Raw genomic sequence first — 16569 nt, 5'->3', positions numbered from 1 at the left:
AAATCTATGAGCTTACCGACCCTAGAAACCAAACAAGCAATTATCCAGCGTATCCAACAAGCCCATGCCCAACGGCAGACCTTCTTGGCACAGATGCGCGATCGCCAAAAACAAGCCCTAGAAATCGCCCAACAAATCAGCGATCGCCTAAAAACAGAATTTGGCGTACAAAAAGTCATTCTCTTTGGGTCATTACTCAATCCCGAACATATGGATTTCGAGTCAGACATTGACCTTGCCGTTTGGGGTTTACCCGCACAATCCCTCTATCGAGCCGGAGCCACCATGGAAGAAGGTCATAATTTCCCCGTGGATCTTGTCCCCATCGAACAAGCCAAACCCCATATTCAAGAGGCGATCGCCAAGGGGGTTGAACTATGACCAAACTTGCAGAACGGCTCAATTATGAACTGGAGGCAATGACCCAAATCATTGAACAAACCCAGCAATTTTTGACACAATCTAAACAAGAACAAAACCCCATCTACCAAAATGCCCTAACCAGCGCCATTGCCTTTAATCTCCATAGTTTCTATACCGGAGTCGAACGAATCTTTGAGGCGATCGCCAAACAGATCGACCAATATCAACCCAGTGGCTCCAATTGGCATAAACAACTACTCAATCAAATGCTGACGGAAGTTCCCGATATTCGACCAGCCATTATTTCTGAAAATACCTATGAAACATTAGATGAATTGAGGCGATTTCGCCATGTTGTCAGAAAAATCTATGCCTACGATTTAGATCAAGAACTGATTTTGTCCCTTGCCGAAAAAAGTATAAATGTATTTTCTCCTTTCAAACAAGACATTCATTCCTTTGCCCTAACCCTAACCCCCAAACCCTAATCCCTATGACCGCTTACCAACTCAAACCCTGGACACAAGTTGTTACCCCCCACGCAGATATCACCTCTGGCAATATCGATAATGCAATCTTCGCCGCCAGCCTGAGCCAAGTGGTCAGAAAAGATCCCAACTGCCCAGAAGTCTATCGCGATGCCCGCAAATTCTTTGAAGCAACCTATCTCACCAAAGAACTACGCAATCTCCTCAACGATGTCCTCAAAGGTTTAAATGGTCAGCCCACCGATAAAGTTATCCAACTCAGAACCCCATTTGGTGGCGGTAAAACCCACTCCCTTGTAAGCCTTTATCACCTCACCCAAAATCGCCCAGACCTCAGCGATCTCCCCGAAATCAATAAATTACCCAATCCCAGTAGCGTGAAAGTCGCCGCATTTATCGGCTTGGATATGGGCGCACAATCCGGCATCGAACTAGAAAATGGTCAAAAAATACTAACCCCTTGGGGTTATCTCGCATGGCAAATTGGTGGGGCGATCGCCTTTAACCTAATCGCCGAAGAAGACAGTAAGCGCATTGCTCCCGGTAACGATACCCTCCGCAAGATTATTGGCGACGAACCGACCCTAATTCTGCTCGATGAATTTCTGGTTTATGTTGAGAATGCCATGGGTGTGACCGTTGGAGATTCTACCTTTGGTCGTCAAGTTCTCACCTTCATTCAACGCCTAACCGAAGTAGTAAGAGAACTCCCCAAAACCGTGATGGTGTATTCCCTCCAAGCTAGCGTTCAGGAAGCATTGGGTGATGAAGGTTTACTAAATGTGCTGGATAAACTCGTTTCCCGCATTGATGCCAAAAAAGAACCCGTCTCCGGCGATGAAGTGATGAAGGTGGTGCAACGTCGTCTATTTGCAGATATCGGCGATCCGGAAGTGATCAAAGAAGTCGCCCGACAACAAGCCGATCTTTACCGCAAGTTTTATAACACCTATGCCGACGGCGATCGCGCCCAACAAGAAATCGAACAACAAGCCCAAATCTTGGCAGAACGGATCGAAAGTAGTTATCCCTTCCATCCAGACCTCCTCGATCTGATGTACCTCCGGTGGGGTAGTCTGCCCAGTTATCAAAGAACCAGAGGCGCCTTACAATTTCTTGCCCGTACTGTGAGTCATCTGTGGCAACAACATGATCCACTTTGGCTAATCCATCCCGGTAGTATTCCCCTCGAAGACATCAACACCAAACAAGCCTTTTTTAGCCAAGTTGGTCAGCGTGATGCCTATGACTCCGTTATTTCTGCCGATATCACCGGACGTAAAGCCAAAGTCAATATCATCAACAACCGACTCGCCAATGATGTTCCGGCGATCGCCAACCTAAAAATCGGCACAAGACTAGCATCCGCAATTTTGCTGTATTCCTTTGGTGCAAAAAGTGGCGAAGATCGAGGCGTAATGGAACAAGAGATCGTTGCATCTTGCCTAACAGGAAACCTAGATCGAACGATTCTGACTGCGGCATTAAGTGACCTACGGGATGAACTGTTATACCTGCATTACATTGGCAAACGTTATCGTTTTGAAACCAAACCAAACCTCAATAAACTGATCGCCGACGAAGAATCCAAAATCAGCACAGACGAAGGATTACTGCAAATTCGCCAACAGCTTGAAGCTAACCTGAAGGGAGGACGGGGAGAAATTGTCCTATGGGCAAAGGATTCCAGCAGCATCCCCGATAACCTCAATAAATTTATCGCCATTTATCTCGATGCCCATTGGTCAGAAAAAAGTACAGAAACATTGCATGAAGATGTAATGCACTGGCTAGAGTACCGAGGCAACAGCAAACGCACCCACAAAAATTGTCTTGCCTTCGTCGTACCCAATCGTCAGCAAATGGATAAAGCCCGGAGTAATGCCCGAACCTATGCGGCGATCATCTCTTTGTTAGAGCAGAAAAATAAATATAAATTCAGTGCAGAAGACATTAGCGAACTAAAGGAAAAAGGAAACAATTCTAAACAGGGTCTGAAAGGATCAGTCGATAAACTCTATGAAAAAATTTTACTACCTATTCCTGATAGGGAGAGTGATAATCCCACTACTTTAAAAAATATAGATTTACTATCTCAAGTTAATACATCAAGTAATCTACAAGAACGAGTTCTCGATGCCCTACGTAATGATGTTTTCGAGAATTTAACAGTTAATAAACTTGTGCGATTATCAGGTATTTCTCCCGAAAGACCTTACATTCAAGTTTCTGCCCTAATCCAAGCATTCTTCCAATATCCAGACTATCCTAAGCTTTTAGACCAACATCCTGTAAAACGAGCTATTCAGGTGGCGATCGCCAGAGGAGACTTCGGCTATGTACCAAATCTAACGATTACAGATAATAGCCAACCTATTATCGAAAATCCCCAATCTATCAGTATCAATATCGAGATTCCTAATGATGAATTTGATACTCAAGGATATTTATTAGAGAAAGATTTAGTCACAGAAACTCTCGCTCAATATCAAGCGAAACAAAACCAGACTATAGACACATCTCCAGAAGAAGAAGAAAAACCAGTCCAAGTCACAATTACTTATCCCGACAGTACAAAAAAAACGGATTCAATGTCTAGTACGAAAGGAAATTATGATACGGAAAAACCATCAGGAAGTAGTATTGAACGAAATATTTTAGTAGACATAAAAGAAGGTAAACAACCTGCAAAACATTATCGCTTAAACGCAAAATTAGATGCCGCTCAGTTATTCCAACTCGTCACTATTCTACAAAACTTAAGTGACCAATCTTCTCAAGTTAGCGTCAATCTCACTGTTGATGCCCATGCAAAAGATGCGTTTGATTTACAGTGGCTGCGGAATGCCATAGAGGAACCAATTGATGAAGCAGACATTCAAGCAACAACATCTATTGACTGAAGTGGCGATCGCCCCATCATCCCAAACCTTCCAAAAATAATTTGGCGACTTTATCCGAATCTTGAATGCCTTTTTCCCTTATAGATTGAAGCGTTCAATGTTCTGTATGTCGCACACAATTCACCTCAAACCTACTCGTCTGGTTGAAACCCTCAGCGTTCCTCTCAGTCTGGTGTTCCTGAGATTGGGACAACCGCTCTGGGCAATGGTTCCCCTCAGCATCTTTGCCATTTTGTCTATTCCCAATGGTTTACGGGCGTTTCAGCGGTTAAACTCTCGGTCTAAATTTCTTGCTGCTCTGACTGCCTTAGCAATGCTGGGATTATTCACCAGTTCCCCGGTGATGGCAATCGAATACTCGTTTCTATTGCAAGCCACCCAAACGGCAATGGAAACCTGTATCTTCAGTCAAATTGCCGGACTGTCGGTACTTTCAGGGCTGATTTTCACCGCCATTCGGGGCAGTGTTGTCCTCGGTCTAGCGTTCGTTGCTTTTGAGGCTTGGCAGGAAAAACGGAAACAGCAGGATTCCTCGGAGCAAATCAAAACTATCGTTTATGCGATTGTCTCCATCGTGGTGGTCGGGGCAATTGAACCGCTCATCATGGGCAGTGGTTGCGGGGGTTAAGGCATCATGTCTGTCAAAAATACCAAGGTTAATAAGTCCTTTCGTCGCCGCGCTAATTTTTTCATCTTCAGCCCGGAACACATTATCCCGTTTGGGTTATCGCTATTTTTTGGGTTTATCGTCGTCGGGGTCTGGTTCCAAGCGGGTTTTATCTGGGTCATGGTCTATACCTGCGCTCCGTTCATCACTTGGCTGATTATTGCGGGTAAATCTCCGGCAAGAACTGCGGCGAAATATCACCATCCTCCCCGTTGGCGGCGTGGTCGGGGTCGTCATGGAGTTTGGTTGAAACGCAATCCGGCACCCGCAATTAGTCAACAGGTTTCTATTCAGGAGAGGTCATAATTATGGGTTTAGCAACAGCAATCCAAGCCTTACGGGGTGAAGTTCCCACGGATTATTTGCCTGCGATTGAGAATTTTTTGGATCTCGCCAATATCGTTTGTCTGCGGAAAGGGGGTCACGATATTTGGGCGATCGCCAACAGCCAAGGCGATTTAACGCAGTTTTCCTTTAGTGCCAGTTATCAATGCATCCATGCCAACGAAGCCCATGAACCTTCGATGGCGGGTTTGTTGTCGGTGCTGAAAGGTTTGTCCGAGCATGAAAAACTCACCTTTTCTACGCAGGTAAATTCCCATTTTGAGAGTCAAGGGGTTTCAGAATTACCGAATCCAGCGGCACAATTACTCTGGCTAAACAAAGAAAGCACAAGCCGTAATCTCGCCCACAGTAAGCAACGCAAACAGATTGCCTATCGCATTGATAGCACTTTCACCGTGGATGGGACGGCGGTTGACTCGGATAATGGGGTCGAAAAGTTTTTCTCGAAAGTAATTCGCCGTTGGGAATCTCTCTTTACTGATACGGAGTACGAACGGGAATATGCTGCTCTTTTGACTCTCTTTAATTCTGCTTACCGTGCAGGGATTGAGTTTGAGAAAACCCTCTATGCCACGCTAAAACTGGATCAGGCACAACTCTATGACGGCGATCGCCTCTGGCATTTACTCAATCAGGCGATCGGTGGCAATTCAGCTTTGCCCTACTATTTATTTGTCGATCTCGATCATCCCCATCCCGAAATTCAGGAATTCAATCGAACGGGTGAAAGTCTGACGGGACAACCGTTAGCGTTATTGTCGCAGCTCTTTACCGACGAGAATTTTCCACGGGCACATCAGGAACATCTCTGGCTTCCGGCACGGCAACAGTACTGCGCGATTTTAGGTTTGGAAGATTTACCCGACGAGTTCGCTTCACCGGAACATAAATACCGCTGGCTCTGGGATTGCTTGATTGCACTGGAGCTCAGCGATTATGACCTGATCACTCAGTACAGTTATGCCTCGGTGGATGGGGTGCGTAAATCCCTGCAAAATTACACCAAGCAGCAGCTCCGTACCTCCAGCAAAAACGGGCAGGCAGACCAAACGGCGGTGGTCACATCCGAGGAAGCGATGGAGGCGCAACGACTGATTCAGCAAGGGGATTATCCGGTTTATGTCGGTGTGGCAATTCTCGTTTATGCCCCTGATTTGGACATTCTCCGCGACAAACTCACCCTGATTCGTAAAGGTTTCAATCGTCCCACTCGCCTGTTTCAGGAACGCGATTATGTCTGGCGGATTTGGCTGCAAACGTTACCGACCAAGCTGGAATTATTATGGCGTTGTGCGGGTTTTGTGACAGGCGATTATCGACTCTCCATCAATGCTTCAGCGGCGTTAGGCTTGGTGAATTTGACGGGCATTGTGAATCAGGCGGAAACAGGCACGGAATTTATCAGCATTCAGGGGGGCGTACCCTTTCGCGTCAGTTTGGAGGATGAATTTGGTAGTCCGCGCCACGGGGTTGTTTACGGTAGAACGGCTTCGGGAAAGTCGGTTTTGGTGGGCGATATGCTCGTGGAGGCGGCGTTTACGGGGGCGCAAATTACCTCGATGGATTTAGTCGTACCGTCTGAAACCGAGGCAGATGATGCGGCGCAAAAAACTTCATCGACCTATTCTGCGCTGATTAAATTTCTCGGTGGCACTGAATTTGACCCTTCCCGTGAGGCTTCCAATATTTTGGAATTGCCGGATTTATCGCACTTTTCGCCCCAGAAACAATTGGAACGACGGGATGCGTTTGTGGAATCCATCGAGGCAATGATGCAAGCCTTGGTGCTGGATGGGGTGACGGATTCGGGTTTAGCCACGCAGGTTGAGTTTATTCTGACGACGGCGATCGCCCGTTTTTACCGTGACCCAGCCATTCTCGAACGCATTAACACGGCTCAGAAAAATGGGATTAATTCTGCTGCATGGCAAGCCTATCCGACCCTTCAGGATTTCTACGAACGGGTCGATTATTCGCTGGTGCAGAATGACGATGAGGGGCAACGACAGGCGGTAAATTTCATCCGTTCCGCCCTGATGAGTTGGATTGAAGGCGCAATGGGCAAGCAAATTGCCCAACCCTCCAGCGTTGATTTTTTCCACACGCCCTACCTGCAATTTTCCTGTCTCAAACCTAGTTCGGAGAAAAAGGCAAGGGTGTTAGGGTTGATGATTTGCAATATTGCCCAACGTCGCGCCCTGCAATGTTCCCGCTCCATTTTCTACATTGATGAGGCTTCCATCTGGCTCGAATATGCGGGTCTGGCGAAATACGTCGGCGTACAAATGGCAACGGCGCGAAAGTCTGGTTTAACGGTCATTTTAACCACCCAAGATCCGGTGATTATCGAAACTAATGCCGCTAGTGCCAAGATGCGGACGAATTTATCGTTACGCATTACGGGACGAATTAATGGGGACGACATCGACAATTACCAACGCATCCATCGCACACCGGAAGCGATTATCAGCGAAAACGTCGCCAGCACCTTCAAAGCTGATCGCCGTCGTGGTACTTCCCAATGGCTAGTCGATGGCGATCGCCGCTATACCCACGGGCGTTATTTTGCCAGTCCGATTCTCGTCGGTTTATTAGCCAACAACAAAGAACAAGTCATTGCCCGCGATCGCTTCTTTGAGCAGTATCCCAATCCCCTCGAAGCCGCCGCACGGTGGGGCGCACATTTCCAAATCTGTATGCAACAAGGCAAAAAATTAGAGGATTTTTAACCATGAAAAACCGCACTAAAAAACTACTTATCATCATGCCCATCGCCACAGGCATCGTCTTGATTTCCACTGCCAAAAGTGAAGCTTCCGTCCTCAACATTCTGAAAAACGCTTGGAATCAGACTTCCCAAATGGTCTCATCCACCTTTGAGACCTATGTGGGAAGCTATGTTGAAGATTTTCTTCAGGTTTATGTCCCCCAAGGCATTGAAGCGATTACAGGTGTGTTAGGACTGCCAGATCCCAGTGGAATTTTCGCCGACATTCGTGAGGATGCTGCTCTCAATCAAACCGACATCAACGACATTTCGGAAGGGATTTTAAGACAAGCAGAGGTTGCCGCTGGTACTTCCAGCACCCTTGGGGAAATTGTCTTTTCAGCGGAGGGTCAGAAAAGTACCGAAAAATTGGCTGAAACTTCCACGCAAATTTCCACAACATCGGGTGAACTCGCTGAACAATGCCAAGGCTTAAAAATTACGCAGGAAGTGATGAAATGTATGACGCTCCAGATGGCGAATGAATCACAATTGTCCCGCATTCAAATTAATCAAAATCAGCAAATTCTCCAACAGCTTGCTGCGAATAATATCACCCAAGCCAATGTCGCTAAAACCATGACCCGTGCAGAACGAACCAAGCAAGCGGAAAAAGATCGCGCTGCCAATCAAATTTTGCAGGAGGTGCAGTTTAATAACGCACTTGTTGACGACCTATAGAACCAAGCTTTTTACAGGTTGATTAGACTTCTCAGATCGAGAGGTCTTTTTTTATGTTGGACTAGCGGGGCATTTAAACAGAAAGTTACGGTTTGGAATTAAGAGTACCTGAAGGCACAACAAAACTTGTAAAAATCGTACTCGAATAAGATCTCAAGCTACTCTTAAGGCGTATTATCGTAAGCTATCTGAAATCGCTGAAAGTATTGATATATATAGTTTTGATTGGAATTAAGGAGTAAATTATCATAAGCTACGGGCTATTTCGTCTATCTTAAAGCTATTATAGAGCCTGAAATCCTTATGTGACAAGCTTTTTCAGCGAAACCGTAGCTTTCTGTTCAAATGCCCCCGCTAGTCGTACATGGGGTTTTTTGCATATCCCCCCGAAAAGGTATATTCCAGAAAAAAGGCTCACTCATCTGAGGGGATTGGAAGCTGCATCAATTGTTGAAGAATCGCTTCTATATCAATGCTTTCAGGCTTCCTATTGAACTCATAGCGACCATAAAAATTGACATGCTGCCAGGCTACAAGTGAAACCAGACTGAGCTGAGCAATCCTGGTTGAGTCACCGAGGAGCTCGCGATGGTTCAAGAGACGAGAAAGAATAAAGGCGTTGTAGTAAATCACGCAGTTGGTCAACAGGCGAGCGCAATCACCCCATATTTGCTGCTCATATTCAGTTTTAAAGCGGAGCTTGCCGAAATTAGCATAGGAGACAGCCCTACGTAATTGATGGTAGCTTTCACCACGATTCAATGCCCGTTGAACATGCTGGCGCAGAGGGACTGAATCAATATAGTCTAGGAAATATAGACTTTTGATGATGTTGTCATACTCCCATAAAGCCTGGCGCGTCTTATTTCTGCGAGCATAGGTACTCAACTTGCTGACAATGATGCTTTGGGTCGTAGTCTTGAGAGCCAAGGAAACCATAATCCGTTGAATATTGTCCCACTCATCCACAACAAGCTGGGGCTTAAGCTTGCGGATTGGCTTGAGTAGAAGGTCTCCATACTGACTGGGGTGCTGAAACCCATAAAGAGCATTGTTGATCTTGCTATGAATGTTGCGATAACGGGGAGCGAATTGATAATTGAATAGGTGCAAGATGGCAAAATTCACTTGATTAGTGCCATGGGTATCCGTGGAATGGATAGTGGGTTGAACCTCCGTCGTGTTATTGAAAAGGAGGTCAAACACATAATGGCTCTCATGCTCATTCGCGCCGATGATCTTGGCATTGATCGGTACATGGTTGGCAACCAAGGTGTAAGAGACAATCCCCTTCTTCAGACCAAAATACTTTGGGGAATGACGGGCATTAATCGTCTGAATCTGGCTGTCAAACTTCTGTCCATCACTACTGGAGTGAAGAGCACCATCGATATTATAGTGCTGAAAAATGGGGAGGTCAGCAATGGCATTACTGACAATATCATTGGCCTTTCTCAGGGTTTCTGGACGAAGGAAATTATCCGATGCATTGCTCAAAACATGGTAGCCAATATCTGAAGTATCCCCCATACGGCCTAACCCCATATTGGTGCCCCAGGCGATTAAACAAGCAGTGGACACAGATTCATCCAACTTTTGCTTCCCATAGCGAGCCAAGCGATGTTCAAAGGCTTCCGCATAATGACAGTGCTGGTTGACGAAGTGTAAGACACTACTAAGATCTACCTGCTTAAGCGTACTGAAGAGGGGATGATTAACCGACTCTGGCAGACTTGGTGAGCGTAATGTCCACTCGGGAGAAGAGCCTAACTTTTTGATCTCAAAATGGGGGTTCTCGCCACTACTCAGCCGTTGATTGACCTCAGCTAAGCAAGATTCTAGTTTTTCCTCAAGCTCTGCTAAATGCGCTTGGATAGGTTGTTTGAGAAGCGGGAGTTCTGTTGCAGCAATCCACCCATCTTTTGCTTGCCACTGCTCCCTACTAATCAGGTCATCCTCAAAGCTGCGGAAACGGACACTGTCATGACAGAAAATATCGCCAGATTCTAAGCCATTACGCAACAAGCGATAAACCAAAAATTCATAGCGATCTCGCAGCAGGTTAGCCCTCTCTGCCTCTGAAGTGTAGAGATATGGTTTGCTAGATTCTGGGATGCACTGCGTTGGAAAGGACTCTTCAGAATAATGGCTTAAAGGACGCCCCTTTAGAGCAGCCGCTTTCAAGAATTGAATCGCCTCAAGGATCGGTACTTGACTAGAGGTACTGGCCAGCTCGACAGTTTGCAATATTGGCCGCAGATTACACTTGAATTTGTGGGCGAGGCTATCCACATACTCCCACTGAAAAGCGATCTCATCAAAGCTGGCCTCAGTGGCAATATGCTCGGCGATAAAGGCCAATTTCTGCCGTTCCAAGATCTCAAAAGCTTGTGCTCTCACATCCTCAAAGGTAGTGCTTGCAGCAATAGTCTCATCAACGAATAGCTTTAAAACTCGACCAGCTTTTCGCAGATCCTGGTTATTCTCAATTTGCTGCTCATATACTTGCTGTTTGGCTGCCGTCTTGCTGTCTTCAACATAGCGCTTGAGCTTGTATATATAGCTATTGATGAGATTGTCATGGGCTCGCTGGTAGCGATGATACACAAAGCATAGTAAATACATATGAACCATGCCTTCGGCCAGTTGTTTGAGACGGTAGACAGAGTAGTAAGTCACCAGTGAGGCATAATACTTGATGCTTTCTTCGGAGATCGCCAACTCAGGTAATATCGTTTTGGCGCGATGATAGAGGAGTTGGATTTTCCCACTCCGACTAATTTCCCGCTTCACCTCAGTGAGACCAAAATCCTTGGGCTCTCGCTTCAGTTGGGTGATCTCATATAACCCAGCTTCATTCTCCATCAAGCGATTTAAAGCTTTGATATCATCCTCATCTAGATGCGTTTGAGTGATCGCCATCAAACGATTTTGTTCATAGGTGAGGGCTTGACCGACAACATCTTGCATATAGCTATAGCCAGGCGCAACAATATGCTGCTCTTCCAGGAGGTACATTAGCTCACGAAAAATATAGAAGGGTTTTCCACAAACTCTGACAGCCTGTTGGGCCTTATTTTTCAGCAAGATGCGTTCTTCCTCTCCACAAAGGCGATAGTTGCATAGCTCCAGAATCAGACGCTGCTGTTTGAGTCTTGTGACTTTGGTAGGTTCGAATTCAGCCAGTGTGAATTCCGGGAAATAGCGTTCCTGGATATGCTTAGCATCCAAGGCGATATCTGAAAATTTGAAGACGAAAAAGAGGTGGCGAGCTTTGAAATATCCCAGTTGTAGAATGCCGTATATTCGAGATTTAAGGCTATGTAATTGCTCAATTGCTGCTTGTTCTAGCGGCGATAGCTCGAAGTATTTCCCCTGCTCTTTAGCAGTAAAATGGGGCAGTCCATATAGCTTATCAATCTCATCATTGCCTAAGATTTGCAGACGTTTTGCGTGGGGAGCGATTATCTGCGCTGACATAAATTTATGGTTGTCGCCCAAGGCACTTTTTTCGTTTATCATAATCTCAGAAGGTGTACCTTCTGAGACCTACGGTTTTTATAATCTCATTTCATGTCTCAATATAAAAATCTCGGAAGGTTTTAGGCTTTTTGATAACTGTAGAGGCGACTGATGGCCATTATTGGTTATGCCAGGGTCAGTTCTGTTGGGCAAAGTCTTGATGTTCAACTTGAGAAGTTAAGTCATTGCGATAAGCTCTTCCAGGAAAAGCACAGCGGCTCTTCCAGCAAGCGAGTCCGCTTACAGGCTTGTCTTGAATATGTGCGCGAAGGGGATACTTTGGTGGTGACCCGCCTAGACCGTTTAGCTCGTTCCACATTGCACCTCTGTCAGATCGCTGAACAGTTGGAAGAAAAGCAGGTTGCTCTCCAGGTTCTTGACCAAAATATTCACACGGGTGATGCGACTGGAAGGCTCTTGTTCAATATGTTGGCTGCCATCGCTCAGTTTAAGACGGAAATCCGTGCAGAGCGCCAAATGGATGGCATTCGCAATGCTAAGGCTCGTGGTGTTCAGTTGGGTCGGCAAAAGCGCTTAACTGACCAAGAATGTTTAGAGCTGCGGCTCAAACGGCAGCAAGGTGTTCTCGTGAAGACTCTCATGGAGGAGTATAAACTCTCGAAAGCCAGTATATATCGCTATCTCAAGGGTACTCAGGTTGCTCAGGCAGCAGACTGATATTGAGCCTTCTTTTTCTGGAATATACCTTTTCGGGGGGATATGCAAAAAACCCCTACATCTAATTATGCAAACGTACACGCCGTAACAACATGGCATTAATTGAAACAACGACCGTCGAAATGCTCATCAGGACTGCACCCACTGCCGGCGATAAGATAACGCCGAACGGTGCTGCAATTCCTGCCGCTAAGGGAATGCCAATGATGTTGTATCCAGTCGCCCAAAATAAGTTTTGAATCATTTTGTTATAGGTGGCTTTTGCCAGTTTCAGCCCATAGGTGGCATCCAGTGGATCGCTTTTAACTAACACTAAATCAGCCGACTCAATCGCCACATTGGTTCCAGCGCCGATCGCCAGTCCTAAATCTGCTTCAGTTAAGGCAGGTGCATCATTAATTCCATCACCCACAAAAGCAGTCGGCTGTTCAGCTTTGAGCTGACGAATCAACGTAGCTTTATCCTCTGGTAAAACACGAGCATAGTAGCGATCAATATGCAAATCCTCAGCAACGGTCTTTGCAACCGCTTCTGCATCGCCTGTAATCATCACCACCTGCACACCCATTTCCTGTAATTTTTTCACTGCTTCTCGTGCCGATTCGCGCACTTGATCGGCTAATCCAAAGACAGCAAGGACTTGCTGATTATCCATCAGGGCGATCGCGCTTTCCCCACGAGATTCACTTTCTTGCAACCCTTTTTTCAGGGCTGGAGGAAACTTTAATTTCAACTCCTCAACCCATTCTGGTCTGCCAACCCGATAGTGTTGATTATTAACTACACCTTCAACGCCTTGACCTGCTTCAGCTTTGAAATCAGTCGCTTGATCAAGCTGGCGATCGCGTTTCTGTGCTTCTTGAACGATCGCCTGTCCGAGGGGATGTTCTGATAGGGATTCTAAAGAGGCCGCAATCACTAAGGCTGGTAACTCATCAATACCGTCAACATAAATTTCCTGTACGCCGAACTGTCCTTTGGTCAAAGTTCCTGTTTTATCAAAAGCGATGGTTTTAATGCCTCGTGCTCGTTCAAACGCATCGCGGTTTCGTACCAAAATTCCATTTTTCGCAGCCATTGACGTGGCGTTAATAATGACTAAGGGAATCGCTAAACCCAACGCATGAGGACAGGTAATGACTAACACCGTCACCGCCCGATTAATGGCAAACGTTAAACCTCCTGTTCCCACCGATAGCCAAACAATGAACGTCAGCGTAGAAACGGCGATCGCCGTATAAGTTAGCCAACCAGCTAGTTGATCGGCTAGGTTTTGATATTGACTTTTAGATGCCTGCGCTTCCTTAACCAGTCGCATAATCTGGCTCAGAGTTGTCTGATCTCCAATGCGAGTGACTTTAATTGTCAAAGCGCCTTCTCCATTCACTGCTCCGGCGACAACTTCATCACTGGCTTTTTTGACCACCGGGCGCGACTCTCCAGTTAGAAACGCTTCGTTAACACTGGAGTTACCGTCGATAACTTCACCATCAATGGGGATTTGTTCACCCGGACGAATGAGAATCTGATCAGCTTCAACTAATGCGCTGACAGGTACATCTTCGATCTGCCCATTGACCTGTTTGTGAGCTACAGACGGCACTAGATTTGCGAGATGCTCTAAAGCACGGCTGGCTCCTTGCACCGAAGCCATTTCAATCCAGTGACCGAGCAACATGATATCGACTAGGGTTGCCAGTTCCCAGTAAAAGGAATTTCCTTCTAATCCCAGAGACACTGCCACGCTGTAGACAAACGCTACGGTGATGGCAAGGGCAACCAGCGTCATCATGCCGATTTTGCTGCGGATTTCGTGGTAAGCCCCTTTCAGAAAAACCAAACCGCCATAGAAATAAATAACGGTGGAGAGAATAGGCGTTGCCCAATTTGAAGCAGGAAACTGGATCGCCTGATAATTAAACCACTCCTGAAACGATGGCGCGAAATAGAGAACAGGTAGCGTGAGTGCTAGGCAAATAAAGAAACGCCGTTTGAACATAGCGGGGCTGTGCCCTGCATGTTTATCATGTCCTGCATGGTGCTGATGATTGGATGCCTGATGATCTGTCATATTTTTCACCGTTGTATCTTTATTTCTTGATTTTTCTATTAGTTTTAAACCACATTACTATCCCAGTAAAAGTCAAAAATAAAACACCAAAAGCATTTAGAAAAGGATAAATGATTTCGAGATTAATGACACCAAACTTTCCTCTATGTAATTCTAATAGCCATAAAAAATCACTACTTTTGCCAGTCAACATTGATACTTGGAATAAAGATCCTGTAATTGCTGTCAAGAATATTGGAAAAAGCATAATCGGAGCCAGCTTATAATGCAGTTGACGAAAGATTAGCTTGTTGTTCAACATAATTTTTTAGACCTTACGAAACATTTTTTGCTTTAGAATGGACAACAAAAATGGACTAATTAAGAGTAGAACAAAAACAACTTCACCCAGTCCATAATTCATCAATCCCATATTGTTGGATATAGGTGCATCAGAATCCTCAACTGTTTCAATATGAGTTTTTGTTTCTGTCAGATGCTCGCCAGATTCTGCATCAGTTGTCCCTTCTTTTTCATCAGCTTCATTCTCCATTTCCATAGGCAATGATTCTTTCTCATCAGAAATATGATCAACATGCGCAATAAGCATTGAGTCTCCTGAATAATCAAAAATTGTGTCAATAAAATGTTTTAAGAAAATATTGAATCAGCTCTATTCATGATTCATCGGCATCTCATGTTCCGTAGGCATCGAATGATTCATCGGCATCTCATGTTCCGTAGGCATCGAATGATTCATCGGCATCTCATGTTCCGTAGGCATCGAATGATTCATCGGCATCTCATGTTCCGTAGGCATCGAATGATTCATCGGCATCTCATGTTCCGTAGGCATCGAATGATTCATCGGCATCTCATGTTCCGTAGGCATCGAATGATCTGAAGCAAGGCTGACAGTCTGAGTACTCAAGATTAGAACAGTTGCACTGATTGTAAGTTTTTTTAGATTTTTTAGAAAATTAATATTCATACTGCTTGTTTGGTGACTCTTTATAATGAGGTTTTATCTAATGTGATAGACAGGGTTGAAAACTATTTTTGTCTTATTCAACTATGTTTTCTAAATATGAACTACTGATGAAATATTGAATAGAATCAATATTTTTTTTAATAATCAAAATTTAAAACAGTAGTTTTACGCCTCCAACTACTGAAAAATCACTCACTTCTTTTCCCTCAGAGCGTGCTAAATCTGCTGTCTCAAACAATTTAGTACCCCAAGTTATACCTACGTAGGGAGCAAAGTTACGGTTGATTTCATAACGCAATCGTAAGCCAAGTTCGATATCATTAATGCCCGAACCAACGCCAAATTCTTCTACTTTCTGGGCAGCAATATTCATCTCTATTTCTGGTTGAAGGCTTAGTTTCTGGGTAATCAACAATTGTTGTTCGGCACTCAATCTAGCGGAAACATCTCCTTCGTCACTAAGAAATAATGCTGCATCAACTTCAAATAAGTAGGGACTCAATCCTTGCACGCCTACTACGGCAAATGCTCGACCAGCATTTTCAGCCTCGCCATATTCTTGGTCGTATCTTAAGCCTGCTTGGAAATCCCAAAAGGGAGCGATTAATTTACCGTATAGTAGTTGAATTTCTGCTTCTCCAGCTCCTGTATCTAAGCCAACATCTCCTTCTGTTTTTAGCCAAATTCGCTGGTAATCTCCTCCTTTCCAACCGATAACATCCCAATTAAAACTGTCTTCTCCATCGTTAACTCGATATTCTAGTTGGTCAAAAATGAGTACAGAAAAAGATTGGCTGTCATTGATCGGTTCTCCCCATTCGTCTGGAATTTCTTCTATTACATAATCAATGTCTTGGTTGCTCTCGCTAGAAGAGTTGTTATTGTTCTCTTCTGTCATCAGCATATTGTGATCTTGATATTGGGCGATCGCCGGATTAGTTTCCCATACACCGAAACCACCCACCATGAAAATCGATACCCAAAATAACGGACTTTGCTTAAATGTCATATTTTTATCGATAAAGATGATTTTGCTCTACTGCCTGTTTTGCTGGAAGCTTTCTTTCGCTGTCATCCCTAGAAAAATGAGTGAAAAGAAAACTTCCGAAGAATT

General features: G+C 45.0%; 14 protein-coding genes. 8 read left to right on the top strand and 6 right to left on the bottom strand.

Translation table 11 applies throughout. The annotated features are described in order from the left end of the window. Positions 1-6 precede the first annotated feature (6 nt). The 7 genes from NIES208_RS00250 to NIES208_RS00220 all read left to right on the top strand — a co-directional run bounded on the left by NIES208_RS00250 (position 7) and on the right by NIES208_RS00220 (position 8214). On the top strand, positions 7-381 hold the full coding sequence (locus tag NIES208_RS00250; RefSeq protein WP_075888546.1) for a nucleotidyltransferase family protein: 375 nt from the start codon (positions 7-9) through the stop codon (positions 379-381). Beyond that, positions 378-851, top strand: coding sequence for a ribonuclease toxin HepT-like protein (locus NIES208_RS00245; RefSeq protein ID WP_075888512.1), 474 nt, complete (start codon positions 378-380; stop codon positions 849-851). The genes NIES208_RS00250 and NIES208_RS00245 overlap by 4 nt, the downstream gene beginning before the upstream one ends. A gap of 5 nt (positions 852-856) precedes the next feature. Next, positions 857-3754: an ATP-binding protein gene (locus NIES208_RS00240; RefSeq protein WP_075888510.1), complete on the top strand. Its 2898-nt coding sequence runs from the start codon at positions 857-859 to the stop codon at positions 3752-3754. Positions 3755-3860: 106 nt separating this feature from the next. After that, complete coding sequence (locus tag NIES208_RS00235) at positions 3861-4382, top strand: hypothetical protein (RefSeq protein ID WP_075888509.1); 522 nt, start codon at positions 3861-3863, stop codon at positions 4380-4382. 6 nt (positions 4383-4388) lie between these two features. Further along, positions 4389-4727, top strand: a complete 339-nt coding sequence (locus NIES208_RS00230) for a hypothetical protein (RefSeq protein ID WP_075888507.1) — start codon at positions 4389-4391, stop codon at positions 4725-4727. A gap of 2 nt (positions 4728-4729) precedes the next feature. Next, positions 4730-7495: a hypothetical protein gene (locus tag NIES208_RS00225; RefSeq protein WP_075888505.1), complete on the top strand. Its 2766-nt coding sequence runs from the start codon at positions 4730-4732 to the stop codon at positions 7493-7495. Between the two features lie 2 nt (positions 7496-7497). After that, positions 7498-8214 carry a hypothetical protein gene (locus NIES208_RS00220; RefSeq protein WP_075888502.1) on the top strand — a complete coding sequence of 239 codons (717 nt, stop codon included), beginning with the start codon at positions 7498-7500 and terminating at the stop codon, positions 8212-8214. A gap of 414 nt (positions 8215-8628) precedes the next feature. Here the strand turns inward: NIES208_RS00220 and NIES208_RS00215 are convergent, their stop codons facing one another. Continuing rightward, positions 8629-11694, bottom strand: a complete 3066-nt coding sequence (locus tag NIES208_RS00215; RefSeq protein WP_075888544.1) for a Tn3 family transposase — start codon at positions 11692-11694, stop codon at positions 8629-8631. Positions 11695-11847: 153 nt separating this feature from the next. Here NIES208_RS00215 and NIES208_RS00210 point away from each other — a divergent pair, with 153 nt between their 5' ends. Beyond that, a complete protein-coding gene (locus tag NIES208_RS00210; RefSeq protein ID WP_075888499.1) occupies positions 11848-12414 on the top strand; it encodes a recombinase family protein in 567 nt (188 codons plus the stop codon). Positions 12415-12475: 61 nt separating this feature from the next. On the opposite strand, the gene NIES208_RS00205 is transcribed toward NIES208_RS00210, so the two are convergent. The 5 genes from NIES208_RS00205 to NIES208_RS00185 all read right to left on the bottom strand — a co-directional run bounded on the left by NIES208_RS00205 (position 12476) and on the right by NIES208_RS00185 (position 16464). Continuing rightward, on the bottom strand, positions 12476-14485 hold the full coding sequence (locus tag NIES208_RS00205) for a heavy metal translocating P-type ATPase (RefSeq protein WP_084176467.1): 2010 nt from the start codon (positions 14483-14485) through the stop codon (positions 12476-12478). A 19-nt stretch (positions 14486-14504) separates the two neighbouring features. After that, on the bottom strand, positions 14505-14786 hold the full coding sequence (locus tag NIES208_RS00200) for a hypothetical protein (protein ID WP_075888495.1): 282 nt from the start codon (positions 14784-14786) through the stop codon (positions 14505-14507). Positions 14787-14792: 6 nt separating this feature from the next. After that, positions 14793-15074, bottom strand: a complete 282-nt coding sequence (locus NIES208_RS00195; protein ID WP_075888493.1) for a hypothetical protein — start codon at positions 15072-15074, stop codon at positions 14793-14795. Between the two features lie 63 nt (positions 15075-15137). After that, a complete protein-coding gene (locus tag NIES208_RS18755) occupies positions 15138-15284 on the bottom strand; it encodes a hypothetical protein (protein WP_171971677.1) in 147 nt (48 codons plus the stop codon). A 322-nt stretch (positions 15285-15606) separates the two neighbouring features. Further along, positions 15607-16464 carry a copper resistance protein B gene (locus NIES208_RS00185; protein ID WP_084176466.1) on the bottom strand — a complete coding sequence of 286 codons (858 nt, stop codon included), beginning with the start codon at positions 16462-16464 and terminating at the stop codon, positions 15607-15609. Positions 16465-16569: the final 105 nt, after the last annotated feature.

The organism is [Limnothrix rosea] IAM M-220, assembly GCF_001904615.1.
Lineage (GTDB): Bacteria > Cyanobacteriota > Cyanobacteriia > Cyanobacteriales > MRBY01 > MRBY01.
The sequence above is the reverse complement of the archived record's forward strand: the minus strand, read 5'-3'. Positions and strand labels throughout refer to the sequence as shown.

What these genes read in the sequence shown, in the direction of transcription:
- NIES208_RS00210 (WP_075888499.1), top strand. Translation starts at nt 11,848, where the DNA reads ATGGCCATTATTGGTTATGCCAGGGTCAGTTCTGTTGGGCAAAGTCTT.
- NIES208_RS00200 (WP_075888495.1), bottom strand. Translation starts at nt 14,786, where the DNA reads ATGTTGAACAACAAGCTAATCTTTCGTCAACTGCATTATAAGCTGGCT.
- NIES208_RS00245 (WP_075888512.1), top strand. Translation starts at nt 378, where the DNA reads ATGACCAAACTTGCAGAACGGCTCAATTATGAACTGGAGGCAATGACC.
- NIES208_RS00250 (WP_075888546.1), top strand. Translation starts at nt 7, where the DNA reads ATGAGCTTACCGACCCTAGAAACCAAACAAGCAATTATCCAGCGTATC.
- NIES208_RS00235 (WP_075888509.1), top strand. Translation starts at nt 3,861, where the DNA reads ATGTCGCACACAATTCACCTCAAACCTACTCGTCTGGTTGAAACCCTC.
- NIES208_RS00185 (WP_084176466.1), bottom strand. Translation starts at nt 16,464, where the DNA reads ATGACATTTAAGCAAAGTCCGTTATTTTGGGTATCGATTTTCATGGTG.
- NIES208_RS00215 (WP_075888544.1), bottom strand. Translation starts at nt 11,694, where the DNA reads ATGTCAGCGCAGATAATCGCTCCCCACGCAAAACGTCTGCAAATCTTA.
- NIES208_RS00230 (WP_075888507.1), top strand. Translation starts at nt 4,389, where the DNA reads ATGTCTGTCAAAAATACCAAGGTTAATAAGTCCTTTCGTCGCCGCGCT.
- NIES208_RS00225 (WP_075888505.1), top strand. Translation starts at nt 4,730, where the DNA reads ATGGGTTTAGCAACAGCAATCCAAGCCTTACGGGGTGAAGTTCCCACG.
- NIES208_RS18755 (WP_171971677.1), bottom strand. Translation starts at nt 15,284, where the DNA reads ATGCCTACGGAACATGAGATGCCGATGAATCATTCGATGCCTACGGAA.
- NIES208_RS00240 (WP_075888510.1), top strand. Translation starts at nt 857, where the DNA reads ATGACCGCTTACCAACTCAAACCCTGGACACAAGTTGTTACCCCCCAC.
- NIES208_RS00220 (WP_075888502.1), top strand. Translation starts at nt 7,498, where the DNA reads ATGAAAAACCGCACTAAAAAACTACTTATCATCATGCCCATCGCCACA.
- NIES208_RS00205 (WP_084176467.1), bottom strand. Translation starts at nt 14,485, where the DNA reads ATGACAGATCATCAGGCATCCAATCATCAGCACCATGCAGGACATGAT.
- NIES208_RS00195 (WP_075888493.1), bottom strand. Translation starts at nt 15,074, where the DNA reads ATGCTTATTGCGCATGTTGATCATATTTCTGATGAGAAAGAATCATTG.